Annotated in this window: 11 protein-coding genes; 6 read left to right on the top strand and 5 right to left on the bottom strand. The window is 60.7% G+C overall.

All coding sequences use genetic code 11. The annotated features are described in order from the left end of the window. Positions 1-86 precede the first annotated feature (86 nt). Together AC2LD7_RS02085 and AC2LD7_RS02090 are read left to right on the top strand one after the other, a co-directional pair. Positions 87-10,169: a hemagglutinin repeat-containing protein gene (locus AC2LD7_RS02085; protein WP_484596198.1), complete on the top strand. Its 10,083-nt coding sequence runs from the start codon at positions 87-89 to the stop codon at positions 10,167-10,169. An 89-nt stretch (positions 10,170-10,258) separates the two neighbouring features. After that, positions 10,259-10,615, top strand: coding sequence for a hypothetical protein (locus AC2LD7_RS02090; RefSeq protein ID WP_484596199.1), 357 nt, complete (start codon positions 10,259-10,261; stop codon positions 10,613-10,615). A 101-nt stretch (positions 10,616-10,716) separates the two neighbouring features. Here the strand turns inward: AC2LD7_RS02090 and AC2LD7_RS02095 are convergent, their stop codons facing one another. Beyond that, positions 10,717-11,703, bottom strand: a complete 987-nt coding sequence (locus tag AC2LD7_RS02095; protein ID WP_484596252.1) for a serine hydrolase domain-containing protein — start codon at positions 11,701-11,703, stop codon at positions 10,717-10,719. A gap of 178 nt (positions 11,704-11,881) precedes the next feature. Further along, positions 11,882-12,328, bottom strand: a complete 447-nt coding sequence (locus AC2LD7_RS02100) for a DUF2147 domain-containing protein (RefSeq protein ID WP_484596200.1) — start codon at positions 12,326-12,328, stop codon at positions 11,882-11,884. Between the two features lie 190 nt (positions 12,329-12,518). Here AC2LD7_RS02100 and AC2LD7_RS02105 point away from each other — a divergent pair, with 190 nt between their 5' ends. Beyond that, positions 12,519-12,977 carry a DUF3859 domain-containing protein gene (locus AC2LD7_RS02105; protein WP_484596201.1) on the top strand — a complete coding sequence of 153 codons (459 nt, stop codon included), beginning with the start codon at positions 12,519-12,521 and terminating at the stop codon, positions 12,975-12,977. Between the two features lie 72 nt (positions 12,978-13,049). Here the strand turns inward: AC2LD7_RS02105 and AC2LD7_RS02110 are convergent, their stop codons facing one another. Both AC2LD7_RS02110 and AC2LD7_RS02115 read right to left on the bottom strand, forming a co-directional pair. Continuing rightward, positions 13,050-14,669, bottom strand: coding sequence for an NAD(P)/FAD-dependent oxidoreductase (locus AC2LD7_RS02110; protein ID WP_484596202.1), 1,620 nt, complete (start codon positions 14,667-14,669; stop codon positions 13,050-13,052). A 208-nt stretch (positions 14,670-14,877) separates the two neighbouring features. After that, a complete protein-coding gene (locus AC2LD7_RS02115; RefSeq protein ID WP_484596203.1) occupies positions 14,878-15,609 on the bottom strand; it encodes a carbonic anhydrase in 732 nt (243 codons plus the stop codon). Between the two features lie 346 nt (positions 15,610-15,955). Here AC2LD7_RS02115 and AC2LD7_RS02120 point away from each other — a divergent pair, with 346 nt between their 5' ends. The 3 genes from AC2LD7_RS02120 (at position 15,956) to AC2LD7_RS02130 (ending at position 18,306) form a co-directional block, all read left to right on the top strand. Next, positions 15,956-17,224, top strand: a complete 1,269-nt coding sequence (locus AC2LD7_RS02120) for a PQQ-dependent sugar dehydrogenase (RefSeq protein WP_484596204.1) — start codon at positions 15,956-15,958, stop codon at positions 17,222-17,224. Positions 17,225-17,365: 141 nt separating this feature from the next. Then, positions 17,366-17,650, top strand: a complete 285-nt coding sequence (locus AC2LD7_RS02125; protein WP_484596253.1) for a c-type cytochrome — start codon at positions 17,366-17,368, stop codon at positions 17,648-17,650. Between the two features lie 197 nt (positions 17,651-17,847). Continuing rightward, positions 17,848-18,306 carry a YehS family protein gene (locus AC2LD7_RS02130; RefSeq protein WP_484596205.1) on the top strand — a complete coding sequence of 153 codons (459 nt, stop codon included), beginning with the start codon at positions 17,848-17,850 and terminating at the stop codon, positions 18,304-18,306. Between the two features lie 302 nt (positions 18,307-18,608). Here AC2LD7_RS02130 and AC2LD7_RS02135 read toward each other — a convergent pair whose 3' ends face one another. Further along, positions 18,609-19,001, bottom strand: coding sequence for a DUF4168 domain-containing protein (locus tag AC2LD7_RS02135; RefSeq protein WP_484596206.1), 393 nt, complete (start codon positions 18,999-19,001; stop codon positions 18,609-18,611). Positions 19,002-19,052 lie beyond the last annotated feature (51 nt).

Consider the following 19,052-nt stretch of genomic DNA (forward strand, 5'->3'; position numbering starts at 1 on the left):
GCCTCGCCTGCCGTTTGCGGCGGGCTGGGAAGAGCAGGCCTCTTCCTGCATTCCACATTTGATTTGAGCAAAGCCGGAGTTTTTACATGGACGTGCGCAACCCCTTTTTCCAGAACGTCGCCACCGTGCTGGTGGGTGTCATGTTTCTCAACCCCATCGTCGGTGCGGCGGCCGATCTGACCGTCGCCGCCGGCAGCGGCGCGACGCTGGGGCAGGCCGGCAATGGCGTGCCGATCGTCAACATTGCTGCGCCTAACAGTAACGGGCTGTCGCACAACACGTTCAACGACTACAACGTCGGCCAACAGGGCCTGATCCTCAACAACGCCACCGAGCGCACCCAGAGCACCCAACTGGGCGGCATCATTCTCGGCAATTCGAACCTCAATGGAAAAGCGGCCGGGCTGATTCTCAACGAAGTCACCGGCAGCAACGCCAGCCGTTTGCAGGGTTATACGGAAGTCGCCGGCAAGTCGGCCCATGTCATCGTCGCCAACCCCCACGGCATCAGCTGCGACGGCTGCGGCTTCATCAACACGCCGCGCGTCACCCTTAGCACCGGCACGCCCATAATCGAAAACGGTCGACTGGATCGTTTCGACGTCAACGGCGGCAGCATCGCCATCGAAGGGCAAGGGCTCAACGCCAGCAACGTCGACCAGTTCGACCTCATCACCCGCAGCGCGAAGATCAACGCCGAGCTGCATGCCAACAAACTGAACATCATCGCCGGCCGCAACGAGGTCGATGCCGACGATCTAAGCGCCACCGCCAAGGCGCCGGACATCACCGACCAACCGCTGCTGGCCATCGACAGCTCCGCGCTCGGCGGCATGTACGCCGGCGCCATTCGCTTGGTCGGCACCGAAGCGGGTGTCGGCGTGAAGCTGGCCGGTGATATGGCGGCTAGTGCGGGGGATATTCAGATTGATGCGAATGGGCAGCTGAGCATGGCGCGTACGGCCGCCAGCGGAAACCTGACCGCTCGGGCCGACTCGGTACGACTGGAGGCAGACACCTATGCGGCGGGCACGGCCCGCCTCGACGCTCAAAACTCGCTGACCATTGCCGAGAGCCTGGCTGCCGGCCAGTCCGTCATGTTGTCGGCAGATCAGATCACCAACGACGGAACAGTCGAAGCAGGCATTAAAGCCGACGGCAGCCTTAATCCCTCAGACGCACTCGAGGTGCGTAGCCGCAACCTGACCAACGCAGGCACGCTCCTCTCGGGTGGCAAACTCACCATCGAAACCGAGGAGCTTGCCGATAACCGTAACGGGACCATTGCTGGCGAAACGACCCTTATCCGCTCCGGTTCGCTCAGCAACGAGCATGGCCGCGTGCTTGGCGACGAGCAACTCGACATCACGACCGGTGCGCTTAATAACCAGGCTGGCGTGCTGCAGTCGGGCGGTGACGCTCAGCTGACCGCGGACACCATGATCAACAGGGCTGGCGACCTGGTCGCCTTGCGCAACCTGAATGCGACCATCCAGGCGCTCGATAACACCGAGCAAGGCCGTGTACTGGCCGACGGTGCTGCTCAGCTCGAGATCGCGACATTGGACAACCGCAGCGGCATAGTCAGCGCTACGGGTCCGCTGACGCTCAGGGGCGGTGAGGTGGACAACCGCGACGGCGGATTGATCGGCAGCAACGCCTCGCTGATGCTCGAGGCGAACCGGCTCGATTCCAGTAATGGTGGTGAAGTTTCCGCTGCGGGTGACATCCGAGCGACGGTTGGTGCGCTCACCCAACAGCAGGGTCGCCTGATCGCCGATGGGCGGATAGAGCTCGATCTGCAGGACGGCACGCTGGACAACCGCCAGGGGCTTATCAAGGGGCAAGCTGGACTGGCCATTGCCAACGCTGGTGAACTGGAAAACCAGGACGGCGAACTGTCGACAGGTGGCGACCTGCAGATCGCTGCCAAGCGCCTGGTCAACGCTGATGCCGGCCGGATTATCGCTGGCGGCGAACTCGACGTGCAAAGCGATGTGCTGGACAACCATAACGGCGGCCTGCTTTCCGGCTGGAAGGCAGTAACGCTTCGAACCGATACGCTTGATAACAGCGCAAAGGGCACTGTCTCCAGTCGGGAGGGTGGCGTGTCGGCACAGCTGACCGGTGCGCTGAACAACCGCGACGAAGGCGCACTGGTGAGCAAGCAAACGCTGAGCATCGAGGCCGTCGAAATCGACAACGGCGCTGCGGGCATCCTTTCCAGCGAAGCAGCGGTATCGCTCCAAACGACAGGCGGACTCATCAACGCCGGCGGCCTCGTGAGTGCAGGCGGGGCACTGTCAATCAAGGCTTCAGATGTTAACAACCAGGCCGGCGAGGCCCGCAGCGGTGCCGACCTGCTGCTCGTTGCCGCCGGTCTCGACAATAACGATGGTCGGTTGTCCGCCGGCCAGGCGCTCTCGCTAACCCTTACGAATCGCCTGCTCAACACAATGGGTGGGCAGCTCGTCAGCACTGGCCCTCTTCGCCTGATGGCGCGAGAGATCGACAACCGCGGCGGGCAACTGGCGAGCCAGGGCTTGCTCGAACTGTTCGCCACTCGCCTGAACAACTCGGCCGCCGGCACCCTGGCGGCCACCGGTGCGCTACGCCTCGACATCAGTGGTGAGCTTGACAACAGCCAGGACGGACTGATTTACAGCCAGGCGGATGCGGTCACGGCGCAGGTCGCAGCGCTTAACAATCAGGCTGGCACCATCCAGGGCAAGGCCGCGCTTGAGCTCGATGTGGGCGGCTGGATCGACAACCGCAGCGGTCGTTTGCTGAGCGAACAGGGCGATGTCGTCGTTGCGGCGGGCTCGGTGAGCAACGGGGCGGGTGGTTTGTTGACCAGCCTGGCCGGCTGGGTCAAGGCAACGGTTGACGGTGCGCTCGATAACCAGGGCGGCACGATCCAGGCTGACAACCTGTCGATCAACACCGGAACGCTCGACAACCGTGGAGGCCATGTGTCGGCCATTGCGGGCGATACGACCATTGCTGCCGGCGCGGTGAACAACGGGACGGGTGGCCTCTACGCGCGCGACACCCTGACCATGACAGGGGCAAGCCTCGACAACCACGCCGGCAAGATCGGCGCTAAAACCATCGACTTTAACCTGACCGGTACGCTCAACAACGACGCGGGCCTGATCGAAAGCGGCAGTGCCCTGGCTCTTGCCGCGGCGCGTCTGTCCAACATCGACGGAGCCATCCGGGCCCTCGGCGGGACGGGCGTGACACGGGTAAAAATCACCGATGCGTTCGATAACCGTGCTGGTCTGCTCGAAACCGCCAACACCGACGCACAATTCGTGCTCGGTGGGCTGCTCAACACCAATGGCACCCTGCGCCACGTCGGGGCAGGAAGCATGACATTGGCGAGCGACAATGCTATCGAGGCAGGCGGCACACTCACGACGACCGGTGATTTTAGCCTGTCCGCTGCAAGCTGGACGCATGGCGGGACCCTGCAAGCACGCAACCTGACGATCGATGTGGGCGCCTTCACTCAGACGGCAAACGGCCGGCTGCTCGCGTCTGAGACGCTCAAGGGAACGGGCGGCAACTGGATCAACGACGGCTTGATCGCAAGCGATGGTGCACTCGACCTTCAATTGACCGGGGGCTACGGCGGCAACGGCCGGCTGACCAGCCTTGGAGGTATCGATGTGCGGGTAGGCACAATGACGCTTGGCTCCTCGGCACGTTTGACCTCAGGGGACTACCTCAAGCTCGACATCGCGGGCGCGCTGGCAAACGGCGGGCGCCTCACCGCTGGCACCGACCTGACGTTGACCGCCGGTGACCTCCGTAACTTGGGCACACTGGGTGCCGCGGAAACGGTGTCGCTGGCCGCAGCCACGCTGGAAAACGACCGAGGCCTGATCTTTAGCGGCGCCGATATGACGGTCGCAGCGGATGCATTTACCAACGCGTACGGCGATTTCTATAGCCTCGGCGCACTGACCATCGGCGGACTGTCGAGCGCGCGTGCAGTACTTATCGACAACGTTTCCGGCAGCTTAGAAGCGGCCGGAGACGTCTTTCTGCAGGCACAAACGCTCAAGAATCGCCGCGAGATCTTCTCGCTCGAACGCACACTTGTAGAGAGCGCTATTGGCGTCTATTGCTACGACTGCAGTGGCGATAATTACACCGTCGATTACATCGTTCGCGACATCTACGAGGGAAAGATCACCGATACGACGCCTGCTGCCTACATCTCAGCTGGGCAAGACCTGCGGATAGTCGGCGGGGCGATCAGCAATGAAGGCAGCACCCTCTCGGCAGTACGAAATATCGACATCACGGGCGCCAGCTTCGCCAACCAGGGTGCGTCGGGTGGGACGATTGAGCGGATAAGAACTTACCGTAGAGCGGTAACAGACGGCACAGTTAAGCGTTTTATTTCCGGCCACGTCGAGCCCTATAACCGCACCTATAATCCCCAGTACCCTGGCTACTACTACCGGACAGATTCTGGAGAAATACGCCTAGCGCTTCCGACACTCGGCACGGTTTGCGAGGGTGACGGTTGCAGCAACGAGTCGGTGACCTATTGGAGGGACTCCATCACTCATCAGAGTGTGCACGTACCGGTTACCTACGATTACTATGACGGGCTTCCTTCTTCCCGCTATAACGTCGAGGCAGCGAAGCAGGCACAGCTTCCGGCTGATCTCGCTGATAGTAAGGCCAACAATGACGTTGAAGTCGTCCGCAGCGGCGGCTCCAATGTCCAGAATGCCGTAGTCCAGGCCGGTGGCAACGTCACCATCCAGGCCACCCAAACACTGACCAATAGCGTCATCAGCCTCGGCTCCACTATTCAGCGCGGCGCCAGCCAAGTCGGAAATACATCCGCCTCCGGCACCGACCAGCCACTGGTTGTCGAGCTGATCAGCCACCTCCCGCCAGACCTAGCGCAGCAACAGGTCAATCCGCTCACGTTGCCGGGCTTCGCCCTGCCGCAAGGCGAGAACGGCTTGTTCCGCCTCAATGGCGAGGCGGCTTCAAGCGTTGCAACGACCGACGCGGGCACCGCTCCGCTGATCGATCAGCCCATGCCGCAGAATGCCACTAACACCGGTCTGTCTCGCCCGGCCGAGAGGCACCGCAACCTAATCGAAACTAACCCTGCACTCACCGACCTCAAGCAATTCATGGGTTCGGATTACCTGCTTGGCAACCTCGGCTACGAGCCGGACGACGCGCAGAAGCGTCTCGGCGACGGGCTCTACGAACAGCGCCTGATCCGTGAAGCCATCGTCGCCCGCACCGGTCAGCGTTACCTGGCCGGACTGACCAGCGACGAAGCCATGTACCGCTACCTGATGGACAACGCCATCGCCAGCAAGGAAGCGCTCAACCTCAGCCTTGGCGTGTCGCTCACCGCCGAACAGGTCGCCGCGCTGACTCACGACATCGTCTGGATGGAAGAGCAGGAAGTGATGGGCGAGAAGGTCCTCGTCCCAGTGCTTTACCTGGCCCAGGCCGAAGGCCGCCTGGCGCCCAATGGCGCACTGATCCAAGGCCAGGACGTGGCGCTCATTTCCGGCAGCGACCTGACCAACCGCGGCACGTTGCGCGCTAGCCAAAACCTCGGCGTCACTGCTAGCAACATCCTCAACCTTGGCGGTGCGATGGAGGCGGACGAGCGCCTGCAACTGCTGGCTACGGGAAGTATTCGCAACGCGCAGGGAGGCTTGATCGCCGGGCGGGATGTGAGTGCGATAGCAGGTACTGACATCGTTAACGAGCGTACAGCGACCCGGAACGATGTGAGCTACGGCGGTCGTAGAAGCATCACCGACTACGTTGACCAGGCAGCAAGTATCGAATCGACAGGAAATATGCGCCTACAGGCAGAACGTGACATTGCCAACACTGGAGGCGTGTTACGCAGCGGAGGCGCAATGGCGCTACTGGCGGGCGGCGACGTTACGCTTAGCACAGTCGAGGAAACGTCACTCGAATCCCGCGCGGGTGGGAAACGTTATCTGAACGAGCACACTCGCCAGCACGCTAGCGAAACGATCGCTGGTGGTGCGATAAAGATTGAAGCTGGTTCTGATATCAGTGCCATTGGTAGTCAGGTTAAGGCATCGGGTGACATTGATCTTCGGGCAGGCGAAAACGTAAATCTCCTTTCTGCTGCCAACGAAGATCACTTCTTATCCAAGACCAAGCGCGTCACCCGTAGCACGGACAGCGTGCGTCAGCAGTCGAGCAGCCTGGAAAGCGGTGGCGATGTCGCCATACTCGCGGGCCAGGACGTTGCGATGGTCGCCAGCAACATCCAGGCGGCCAAAGACGTCGCGCTTGAAGCCGGTCAGGACGTGAACATCCTCTCCGGCAAGGATGAAAGCGCTTCCTTCTATTACAAGAAGAGCAAGGGCTCCTTCGGGCGAAGCAAGAGCACGCAGAAGGAGAACTATGACAGCACTAATGTTGCCTCGGTCATTGAGGCCGGCAATGACCTGACGATCAATACGAAAAAGGCGGTCGACGGCAGCCTTAGCCTGAACGGCGGCCGCGACGTAACCGTGATCGGCAGCCAGCTGTCTGCAGGCGATGATCTGTTGGTCGGCGGTACTGGAGATGTCGCGGTACTTTCCGGCGTTGAGGAGCACGGTTCCTATAGCAAGAAGACCAAGTCCGGTTTCCTCGGCCTGTCCAAGAGCGGTAAGAGCCAACTCAAGACCACAGCCAGCCAGGTGGCGAGCGAACTGGAGGCGGGCAATGACGTCGTGATTGCCGCTGGTAACGATGTTCGCTTGCGTGCCAGCAAGACCAGTGCCGGCAATGACGTCGAGCTCAGGGCGGGTCTGGTGACCGACACCGGAGACATCAATCTGGTGGCCGCCAACGACGAGTCCTACAGCCGGAGCGAGGAATACAAGAAAAAGGTAGGCCTGTCGTTCTCCGACGCAGTGGGCCTTGCCGTCGGCACGCCTGGCTTTGGCGGTGACATTACCCTGGCCTCTGCCAAGAAAGCCGGTAAGGAAGCCATCAGCTCGACCAACGTCGGCAGCCAAGTGATCGCCGATCGGGACGCCACCCTGGCAGCCGAGCGAGACATCAATATCGTTGGCAGCGGTGTGAGTGCTGGCCGAAACGTGCTGCTCGATGCCGGCCGTGATGTGAATGTGGTCGCTGGTACAGAGCGGTCGCAAACCATGTCGTGGGAAAACACCAAGACGTTCGGCATGCAGCAGGACTTCGATCGCAACGGCTATACCACCTTCATAGGGAAGGAGGCCCTCAAGGACAAGCAGCTCGGCGCCCAGCAAACCGCGGCAGCCAGCCAGATACAGTCAGGGCTGGACCTGGACGTCAGGGCAGGGCGCGATGTGGTGCAGCAGGGCTCGGACATGTCTGCCGCCTACGACCTGAGTGTTCAGGCAGGTCGCAACATCCTCGTCGACGCGGCTACCGAGCAGTTGGTGTTTGAGCGGGAAACCAGCCAGACGCGCACTGGCACCACCACGACCGTCAACCACAACTTCGGCAACATGGTCGATGGCATCAACGGCGCGGGCGAAGGTGAGAACACGGTCAGCCAGGCGTCCGGCGTGCTGAAAGCGATTGATGGCGTTAGCCAGTTCATGTCTGGCCCAACCTATGACGCTCATATCGGCAGCACCAGTCAAAGCCAGACCGTCAGCCAAAGCGGTACGGCCAGCCGAGTCTCAACACTGGATGCCGGTAACGACGTCACCCTGACGGCTGGTGACAGCGTCGTGGTCAAAGGCGGGCAACTGCAGTCGGGTCGGGATATCAACGTCGCTGCACAGGACATTGTTTTCGACGTTGCGCGTGGCGAGCAGCGCTATGAGCAGGAGCAAACCCAGGCGAAAGGTGGCTTCGTCGGCGGAACTACCGGTGGCTTCAAAGTAGGTATAGGTGGAAGCCAAGGCACCGCCACGCAGGAGGGCAGCCAGGGCACGGCCAGCGGCACCGGGCTGCAGGCCGGGCGCGATATCGTGCTGGATGCCCGAAATGACCTGAGCCTTATCGGCACCCAGGCGTTAGCTGAGCGCGACATCAAGCTCAATGCCGGTAATGACCTCCTGATCACCGCAGCCGAAAACGCGCAAAGCGCCGAAGAACGACGCCGCAGCGGTGGCGGCGAAGTGGGCCTGACCTTCGGCCAAAGCGGCATCGGCGTCTACGCCAGCGTGAATATTGGTCGCGGTGAGCTTGATCGCGACGGTGGGCAACAGCAGGAGGCCTACCTGTACGCAGGGCGCAACGTTGACATGAAGAGCGGCCGCGATACCGCCATCACGGGTGCGCAGATTGAAGGTGAAAACGTCACCGGCGACGTGGGACGTAACCTGACCGTGAGCTCGGTGCCTGACACTGGGAAGGTGAGCGGCAAGGAGTTCGATGCCAGCGCGACCGTTACAGTGGGATATGGCGTTAGCGTCAGTGGCTCGGTTGGTTATGGACAGACCACGGGTGAGACGAACTGGGTCGGCAACCAGACGTCAGTCGTCGCCCGTGACCGGCTTGACCTTCGCACCGAAGGTCACACCCAGATCGACGGGGCTCTCATCGCCTCTGACACCGGCAGTCTCAAGCTTGACACCGATACCCTTGCCTTCCGCGACATCCAAGGAGAGGACAAGGAGCACAGTTATTACCTCAATGCGGGTGGCAGCTACAGCACGGGAGGCAGCACTCAGCAGGACGCGAGCCAGGTAGGCAAGGGCAAAGAGGGTGAAAACGGTTGGAGTGTCGAGGGTTACGAGTACGACAAAGAACGCGAGCAGATCGTCAGTGCGACTGTGGGTGCGGGCGAGATTGTTGTCAGGAGCGATACGGAGTCCGGTAAGGATTCGACTGCTGGGCTGAATCGTGATGTCAGCAAGGCATACGAGGTCACGAAGGACGAGGAGGAGCGGACTGATCTTTATGTGAGTAAGTCATCGGTGGAGGCAGTGGCGAATCCGCTCGAGACGCTCCAAGCCTGGGGCGAGGCGCTGGTCAACTACGATGAGCAAGCAAAATCCAACCTCGAACAGCTTGGCGTCCTAGCCAATGCCAGCCTGAACGAATTGGAGAAACTGACGGGCAGGACACTGGAGGAAGGCGCGGTAAAAGCGGGTGGTGCCGAAATCGCTGAGCAGGCGCTATACGGTCTGGTTATGTCGGGCATGAGCCTGACACAGGCCAAGGCACTGTTGGCTGATCGGGCGTTCCAAAACCAAGTGCTGGTCGAGCTTCGAGGAATCACCGAGGTATTCTCTACGCAGCCGGAGCTCATTAAGCAGGTGAAGCAAGGGTTAGCTAAGGCCAACATTCTGTCATTGGCTGATGTTGCGGTCTTACCAGCGGAGACGGTTACTCCGGGACGTCTCCGCCCAGAGCAAGTGATTCTGGGAAGAGTCTCTGAGATAAACGCTTATATAGAGGCTCACCCGGATCAAGGTGAAGCTGTTGGCTTTGTGCTGGCAGCTGCCCAAGGGCCGAAAGGCTTGATGATGTGGGCGGCAGAAAAAGCGCTTTCAGAGACCTCGTTCGGTGAGAAAGTCGCTCTATATCAAGCTCATTTAGAGGGGGTGCTGGGTAAAGCCATTGCGGAAGGCGTCGAACGCGAGGAACTGGACGTCGAATATGACAATGATGCTTACCTTCTTGGTGGTGGCGCACTAATTGCTACCTTGCTGGTAGGCTCGGCGGTTGGTGGTGCGGGTAGCAAAGTCATCAAGGTTAAGGAGAACAATTCGCCGGCAACGAACCATAATCCGCATAGTGGGCAAACAGATGCGGAGGCTGGGCTACCATATGAGCATCCGGTTAAGGTGGGCGAGGGTCTAAAAGGAATTCAAAAACTTCCTGAGCTAGGTGAAGTTGATGCGTTTCTTGGTTCTCAAGCAGCAAACCTAAACAAAAAATTGGGTGCAAAAATTGGAGAAGGTAGGTTGCCTTACGAGGCTAGTCGCGCTGGTGTTGAACAGGCCAAACTGGCAGTTAAAGAAACTTTGGAAAACGCTACAGCTATCAGTGGCTTAATCCCTAAGTCTGCTGTCCGAGGAAGCCATGATCTTATTCATGTCTACAGCTCCAAGACCAATAGCACTGTGAGCCTGAGAGTGTTGCCCGGTGGTAAGTATGAATTTGATACTTTGATTCCAGAGAAATCTTCAAAATTTTAATCATGAGACATAGCTCTATGATCATCGGTGAGAGACTTTGTGACTTTAGATTCCGGTCTTTTTTTATGTCGGGGTCTTTGGTTTGTAAAATGCTGGTTCTGTTTTTTAAGTTTTCTAGGTCGGGGTGGATTTCGTTAGATATCGGGGAGGGTGTGTTAAGAATTTTGTCCGTTGGCTCTGAGCCAGAGCTGTTGGGGCTGGATGAGATGTCCGATGATTTCGCGTACCCGATCCAGAGCTCCGATGAGTTGAATAGATATCTTGGCCAGGACCTGCTTGCTGTTTACCAGTATGTTATTTCGGATGTGGAAGATGGTTGTGTTGGCGTGTATTTTGATTTTGGGGATTGTGGCTTTAGCGTTTTGGAGTCTGAGGATAATCTGTCCATTATTGATGGCGTGGTTAGAACTTCAGATGACGTAGCTTTATCTAGGCTAGAGATTTAGATGGTTGTCTAGTCCTGAATAAGGTTTACACCTCCTGATCGATTTTCAGTGGAAAATCGTGATCTGCACCTAGCTCCGGCCGATCGCCGCGGCAACTCCCGTCACCCCGCCGAAGGCGGCACCGTCTCGCGAACCGCGTCGATGATTTGACCGAGCAATCGATGCAGCGCATCGCGGTGGCCCAGGGCGCCGCCGGACGGCTGCTGCGTGTTTGAAGTCATCACCACCGTCATGTCGAGCCCAGGCACCACGTAGACCATCTGGCCGCCGTAACCCCAGCCATACCGCACGGCTTCGCCGCCAAGCTGGGTGATGAACCAACCGTAGCCGTAGCCATGACCGGTGTAGCGCGAGCGGGTCCGCGGCGTCCAGGACGCCTCGATCCAATCCTCGGGTAGCAATCGTTTTCCGGACTCCGTGACCCCGCCTCGCCGGTAGAGCTCGCCGAACGCCAACAGCGAGCGGGGCGTCATCGCCATTTCGTTGCCGCCCAGGTAGATGCCTTGCGGGTCGCGCGTCCAGGCGGTGATGGCGAAGCCATCTAGCGGTGCGAGCCATTGGCGTGCCAGCTGCAGGGTGGATTTGCCGGCGCGACGGGTGAGGATCGCCGAGAGCAGGTGACTCGACCCGGTGGAGTAAATCATCGGCCCGCCCGGTTCAGTCTCGAACGGTCGTGCCAGCGCGGTTCGGACCCAATTGCGGCTCGCCACCCAGGCGCCGTAGTTGCGTCCCGAAGTCGAGCCGAGCCCGGCTTGCATCGTGAGCAGGTGACCCACCGTCACCTGACGCAATCTAGGGTCAGGGCTAGCGGGAAGATCAGCTTCGAGCAGATTGGCGATGCGCTGGTCGGGACCTTCAAGAACGCCCCTGTCGATGGCGATGCCGACCAGCGCAGAGATCACCGTCTTGGATGCGGATTTGATATTGGTCGGCGCGCTCGTGCGATGGCCATGGTAGCCGCGCTCGGCAATTACCTCGCCATCTTGCGCGACCATGAGGGTTTCCAGCTGATCGAGCCGCTCAGCCTCGTCAATGACCGCGTTCAGCTCGGTGTTGGCTGATGCCAGCGGGGCCACGACGAGCAGCATCACCGCGCAGAATCCGCGGTATGACAACAGCCTGGTTTGCGCATGAGCGCCGTAAAGGACTGAACGCATATAAGGTTTGACCCTGCGTCCCTCGCGCCGTGCGGTCACTTGGCGAGCCTGGGGACGGGCGCATCGAGGCCGGGTGTGACCCGGCTTGGTCTCGAGGGTGCCGCCCGGATTATTGGCGAACCCAGGTCTGGGTGCGGCCGAGCGCTTCGACGCCGATATAGCCACGCATTTCCAGTTTTTCGCCGCCTTCGAGTATGGTCACCTTGGCGCGGTAGGTCTTGCCCTTGCCGGGGTCGAGGATGTTGCCGCCATTCCAGACGCGTTCGCCGTCGGGCTTGAGGCCCCAGAGGATGGTCATACCGGTGATCGGCTGGTTTTTGCGCTCGCCCTCGCAAGCGCTGCACACCGGGTTTGGGCCATGGTTCGATCGCAGGATTTCTGCCACCTTGCCACTCAGCGTGCCGTCAGCGGCTTCCTGTATTTCAATGATGGACGTGGGCTTGCCGGTTTCATCGTCGATGGTTTGCCAGCGGCCCGCAGGTGATTCCGCGGCGAAGGCCAGCGAAGTGGTAATAAGGGGCAATGCCAGCAATAGGGCGGTGAACGGTGAGCGCATGGTCTCTCCTGCGGCGGTAAATGACAGCTGCGACTCTATCACTGTCCTCGGCCTGTAGCTTTTTTTGAAATTTGCTGTGGCGCAGGTCGAACTGAGCGGCCAACGGCCCGTCAGGGTATGCAAGGCGCAGCGTCACGAGGTTGTCACGCCAATGTCATAGGCTCGCTGCTTTTCTGCCAGGGAGCCCACTATGCCTAGCCTTCGTCCGCTGCTATTCACCTTGTTGTTGCCCGGTTTTGCTTGCGCTGATGTGCGCGTTGCCGGGCCGATCGAGGCCGGTGTGTTTGAAAACCGCTACCAGGACCAACAGCCCGGCGAGCGCGTTCTGGTCCGTAGCGATCAGCGCATCCTGGAGGCCGATCACGTGCCATTGAAGATCGGCACCAAGTTCGGCCTGCGTTACCGGCTGGAAGGCAAACGGGCCGACGATACGCCTCTTACCTTGCTGTACCTGACGCCCGGTGTAATCGACCCGAGCGGACAGCGACACGATCGCTACGAGGTCATACAGAAGCTTGTGCCCGATGCGCCGCTGGACGTGATGGCTTTCGAGTTCACCGAAACACATGAGTTGGTGCCAGGTGAGTGGCATTTCCTGGTGTTCCAGGGCGACCGCAAGTTGGCTGAACAGCACTTCGAAGTGCGTTGAGTTTCACTGTCGAGAGGCGTGCTGTGAAGCCGAGCGCGCCACACCGGCAACGGCGCGGCTCAGCCGAACCGATCAGCTCTGCAGGTCAGCCAACATCGCCGTCGCTACCGCCTCTGCAACCTTAATACCGTCGACTCCTGCGGAAAGGATGCCGCCGGCGTAACCGGCGCCTTCACCGGCTGGATACAGCCCGCGTGTGTTGATGCTTTGAAGAGAATCATTGTCGCGCTTGATCCGCACCGGTGACGAAGTGCGCGTCTCGATGCCGGTGAGGATGGCGTCGGTGCGGTCGAAGCCACGGATCTGCTTGCCGAACGCGGGCAGCGCTTCGCGGATCGCCTCGATCACATAATCCGGCAGCGATGGCGCCAGATCGCCCAGACGCACGCCCGGCTTGTAGGAAGGCTCGACTTCGCCGAACGCGCTCGAGGCTTTGCCACGGACGAAGTCGCCGACCAGCTGCCCCGGTGCGCAGTAATCGCTGCCGCCCAGTTCGAAGGCGCGCGATTCCAGCTGTTCCTGCAGCTCGACGCCGGCCAGTGGGCCGCCGGGGAAATCCTCGTCCGGGTTTATCCCAACGACGATGCCGGCATTGGCGTTGCGCTCGTTGCGCGAATACTGGCTCATGCCGTTGGTGACCACGCGGTTGGGCTCGGAGGTCGCCGCCACCACGGTGCCGCCCGGGCACATGCAGAAGCTGTAGACCGCCCGGCCATTCTTGGCGTGATAGACCAGCTTGTAGTCGGCCGCGCCCAGCTCGGGATGGCCGGCGTACTTGCCCAGGCGCGCGTTGTCGATCAGCGATTGCGGATGCTCGATGCGAAAGCCCACGGCGAAGGGTTTGGCCTCGATATACACGCCGCGCTCGTGCAGCATGCGGAAGGTGTCGCGCGAACTGTGGCCCAGGGCGAGCACCACGTAGCGGCTGCGCAGTTCCTCGCCATCGGCCAGGCGCACGCCCTGGATGCGGCCGTCCTCGATGATGAAATCGACCACACGGCTATCGAAACGCACCTCACCGCCCAGCGCCTTGATCTCTTCACGCATGGTCGAGACCACACCGGTCAGGCGGAAGGTGCCGATGTGCGGCTTGCTGACGAACATGATCTCGTCCGGCGCGCCGGCGCGAACGAACTCGTGCATCACCTTGCGGCCGTAGAATTTCGGGTCCTTGATCTGGCTGTAAAGCTTGCCGTCGGAGAACAGCCCCGCGCCGCCCTCGCCGAACTGCACATTGGATTCCGGGCTCAGCACCTTTTTGCGCCACAGCGCCCAGGTGTCTTTGGTGCGGCTGCGCACATCGCGCCCACGTTCCAGCACGATCGGTCGGAAGCCCATCTGCGCCAGCGTCAGCGCGGCGAACAGGCCGCACGGGCCGAAACCGATTACCAGCGGACGCTCGCTCAGCCCCTCGGGCGCCTGGCCGACCGGGTAATAGCCGGTGTCCGGGGCCGGGCGGATATTGCGGTCGTCAGCCAGACGCTGCAGCACCTGGTCCTCGTTCGCCACGTCGGCATCGATGATGTAGACGAAGGTGATTTCGCTGTTCTTCTTGCGCGCGTCGTAGCTGCGCTTGAAGACATTGAAGTCGAGCAGCTCGGTATCGGCGATCTTCAGGCGCGCGACGATAGCCTGGCGCAGAGCGTCGGCGGGATGATCGAGCGGCAGTTGCAGTTCGTTGATGCGAATCATGAGGAGTCCTGGCCGGTGGCCCCGGCAGAGGTGGAGACAGCAAATCAATTCGCGGGCCATGGCGGGCAGGCGAATCGAAGGATAGACGAGAAGGCGCGCAGTGTAGCTTCGCGGGTTGAGGCTGTCATGCGGGCCGGAGTGCGGGCATCTGAGGCGGAACATCATTGCGATGATCCCGCCTCGTGGGAACGTCCATGTCGCCACGTCTCTACTGAAGGACGATCCTGGCATTGAGCGGTTGCAGCGGCCGGTTATTGGTATGCCCCACGGCCTTTTTCAGCGCTTCGATCTGCTCGTGCGAGGCGACGACCGGCTGCTTCAGCACCAACCAGCGCACGCCTTCGGTGCAGGGTGGCGTAGTGAGCGAGCCGTTGAAGCGGTAGTAATCGAGGTTGGCGGGCAGCAGTTCGGTGACATTCGCCACGGGCGTGATCTGCTGAGTTTGACCTTCTGTCGGCGGCGCGCTCCACAAACGCGCCAGTGCGGCGTTCTCCTCACCGTCCTTGAACATCAGTGCGATGACCGCAAGATTGCCATTCTTGTCCGCATGCACTAGGTGCCCTTCGAGCGGGTAGGACTGGCCTTTTATCTGGTTCTCGCTGGGCATATGAAAGTGGAACTGCAGCAAGTCGTACTGCTTGCCGTCGAGCGTGAGGTGGCTGCCGGGCTCGTAGATGGCCTGTACCGTGTGGCCGTTGTTGACGGCCTTGCTGGCGCCTGCCGTGTAGCTGATTTGTAGCGGTGCCAGGTCGGCCTCGACGAATCCGTTGAGGTCGACCGGCGCCTGGTTCTTGCCCGCGCATGCGCCGAATTCCGGCGTTAGCTTTGCCCAATTTTCCGGCCCCGCGTCGCCGAAATAATCCCAGTGTGTCCCTGGCGTAACGGCCCACGCATTAGCGCAAGCCAGCCATACACCAAGGCTTAATGCAGCTCTTTTCATGCGGATCTCCAATTTGATTGTTAAGCGGGCCCGGAGCGATCCGTTCCGCCACGCCCTGACTCTGACAAGCGAATCAACAGGTTGCTCGGGCGCTCTAGATTGGCGGTCAAGCCGATGATGGGGCGAGGCTGGCCATCGGAACTGGCGCAAAAAGGTACCGCCTGAGCTGAGATCGCTTGTAGCCGGCTGTCTGGCAAACGTTTCGTTTGGCGCTACTCTGTGACAGAGCTCCCGATTTCATATCTCTGAAGTGGTTGCACATGGTCACTGCTGCGGCATGGGGAGGCGCTGCGCACAACAACAATGATCGTCCAGCGAGACGACCCTTCGATGAGGTTGGTGCCCTATGAAATACGCTCCCCTGAGTGCCTTGCTGATTTGCATGTCCGGGCTGGTGCTGGCCGCACCGACCAGTGACGAGGCGCTGGAACGCATGCGTTCGATGAAGACCACCGGCCAGTCCCTCGATATGAAAACCGTGCCGCAGGACGGCGAGATCGCCGATGCGATTCGGGACAACCTCAAACGCATCAAACTGCCGGACGGCTTCAAGATCGACCTCTACGCGGTGGTACCGGATGCGCGGCACATGGCGGTTGGGCCGTCCAGCGGCGTGGTGTTCGTCGGCACCCGCAAGACCGATCTATGGGCGGTTACCGACCGGACCAAGAATCGCACCGCCGATGAAGTCAAACGCTTCGCGCCGGCCATCTCCTTTACCCAGCCGGGCCCGTGCTTCAGTCCCGATGGCTTTTTGTTCGTCGCCGAGCACAACCGCGTGCTGGTGTTTCCCGCCGCCGAGTTTTTCTACGAAGGTCCGGATGTGGCGGCAGACATCGTCGTGCCGACGGGCGAGCTGATTCCGGCCGATGAGGAGAGTTACAACCACGGCGCCAGGGTCTGCGCTGTGGGGCCTGACAACAAGCTGACCGTTTCCCTCGGCCAGCCCCACAACGTGCCGCCCAAGGACAAGCTCGACCTGTACACCAAGCATGGTATTGGCGGCATCGTGCGCATGGAGCGCGATGGCAGCAAACGCGAGGTTTATGCCACTGGCGTGCGCAACTCGGTCGGTATCACCTACAACCCGACCACCCAGGAGCTGTGGTTTACCGACAATCAGGTAGATGGCATGGGCGACGACACCCCGCCCGGCGAAATCAACCACGCGCCGAAAGCCGGCATGCGGTTCGGCATGCCCTGGTATGGCGGCGGTCAGGTGCGCACCAACGAGTACGCCGAGGAGACGCCACCGGAGGGCCTGACCTTTCCAGTCGTGGAAACCGTGGCCCATGCCGCGGATATGGGGCTGACGTTCTATACCGGCAAGATGTTTCCCGAGAAGTATCGCGGTGGCCTGTTCAGTGCGCAGCGCGGCAGCTGGAACCGCACCGTGCCGGCCGGCGCGCGGGTGATGTTCACGCCTTTCGCCGCTGACGGCAGCGCGCCGTCCGGCGATACGGTGCCTTTCGCCGAAGGCTGGCTGAACGAGGAAACCGGCGAATACTTCGGCCGTATCGTCGACGTGGCCCAGTTGAAGGATGGCTCCCTGCTGGTCAGCGATGACACCGCCGGCGCCATCTACCGCATCTCTTACGACGGCGGCAAGAACTGATCTACCCAGGCCATCAGGGCTGACCGCGTCGCGCTGTTTGGCGGCGCGGTCAGCCACATGCATCAAGGAAAACCCATGGCATCAGGTAATTGCAACGGATGGCTGATTCACCGGCTCGTCCTTCTCGCGGCGCTGTGCGCGATGACGATTACGGTGGAAGCAGCAGGCGATATTGCAGCCGGCAAAGCCAAGGCAAAGATGTGCGCGGCCTGCCACGGCCTCGATGGGCTGAGCAAAGCGGCGGACGCGCCCAATCTGGCCGGCAATGGTGAACTCTATCTGGCTGGCCAGCTGAAAGCGTTCCGCAGTGGTGCGCGCAAACATCCGCAGATGAGCGTGATTGCCGCAAGTTTGAGCGACGCCGATATTGCCGATCTGACGGCCTGGTATTCGGCGATCAAGGTCAGCGTGGAGTTACCGCAATAGCGGTGACAACGGACGGGCGATGCAGCTGTCGGCTTGTCGCCCTGCCAAGTGCCGTTCGAGCGGTGCTTTCCTGAAAATTTGCGCTATCCCCTATACTCCGCGCCCATCCGAGCCACCACTGTCATTGCCTGGATCACCGGATTCAGCGCAATCACGTATCGCCGCGCTCGCTCATACAAACGAAGTAAGGATTGCCCATGGTCAATAACGATGTGTTGCGCAGCCTGCGTTACATCCTCAACGTAAGCGACGCGAAAATCGCTGAGATCACCCGGCTCACGGGCTGCGACATCCCCGATGCGGAGGCCGAGGCCTATCTGAAGAAGGATGACGAGGCCGGCTTCAAACCTTGCGGCGACCGGATCATGGCGCATTTCCTCGATGGCCTGGTGATCTACAAGCGTGGCAAGGACGAAAGCCGCCCGACGCCGCCCATCGAACTGCCGATTACCAACAACATGGTGCTGAAAAAGCTGCGCGTGGCGTTCGAGCTGAAGGAAGACGACATACACGCAATCCTCAAAGCGGCGGATTTCCCGGTATCCAAGCCGGAACTCAGCGCGCTGTTCCGCAAAGCCGGGCACAGCAACTACCGCGCCTGTGGTGATCAGCTACTACGCAATTTTCTGAAGGGCCTGGCGCTACGCGGCCGGTGACCAAGCGAGGTGCTCGTTGTTCCGCTTCAGCCCGTCAGTCTGGGTAACGGTGGGCTGAAGCCCACCCTACGCTGAAGCGGAGCGCCGCCGGCCCCCCTGGTGCTGCGTGGCACGCGAACTCCCGGAGCACTCTTTGCGGCCTGGTAGGGTGGGCTTTAGCCCACCACAATGGAGTGACGGTGTTTCTGGTGGGCTAAAGCGGGACGCCACCCGGCCCACCCTACGTCACTGAATCGGTCGGCATCGGCACGTAGCTGGCATGAAAAAGCCCCGCCAGGGCGGGGCTCGTTGAATCGCTAGTCTTAGTTCTGCACCATCGCGACGACGCGATCACGCAGTTTCGGGTCGTTCTGCACCGCCTGGTTAATGGCGTTGTACTCAGCAATGCTGAGGTCATTTTCGGCAACGGTATTCATCATTTTCTCGTTGGCCTGCTGCTGCAGCTGCTGGGCCTCGGCCGGATCGCCGGTTTTCTCCAGCTTGGCGGTGAAGTCTTCACGGATCTCCATGATCTCGCCCAGCGAGTCGGCAAACTTTTCCAACTTCTGGTCGCTGATGTCCGCTGCTTGCATCGCCGGAGCTGGCTGGGTGGCCGGTGCCTGAGTGGCCTGTTGGGCAGAAACTTGCGAGGCGCCGGCCGCCATGAACAAGGCGACGAGGCTGGCGGAAGCGAGGCGAGTGGTTAGCTTGGTCATGCTTAAGATCCTGTGCTTTGGAATACGTCAGTGACTTTGCATCAGCCATGC

This window comes from Stutzerimonas sp. (genome assembly GCF_982611455.1).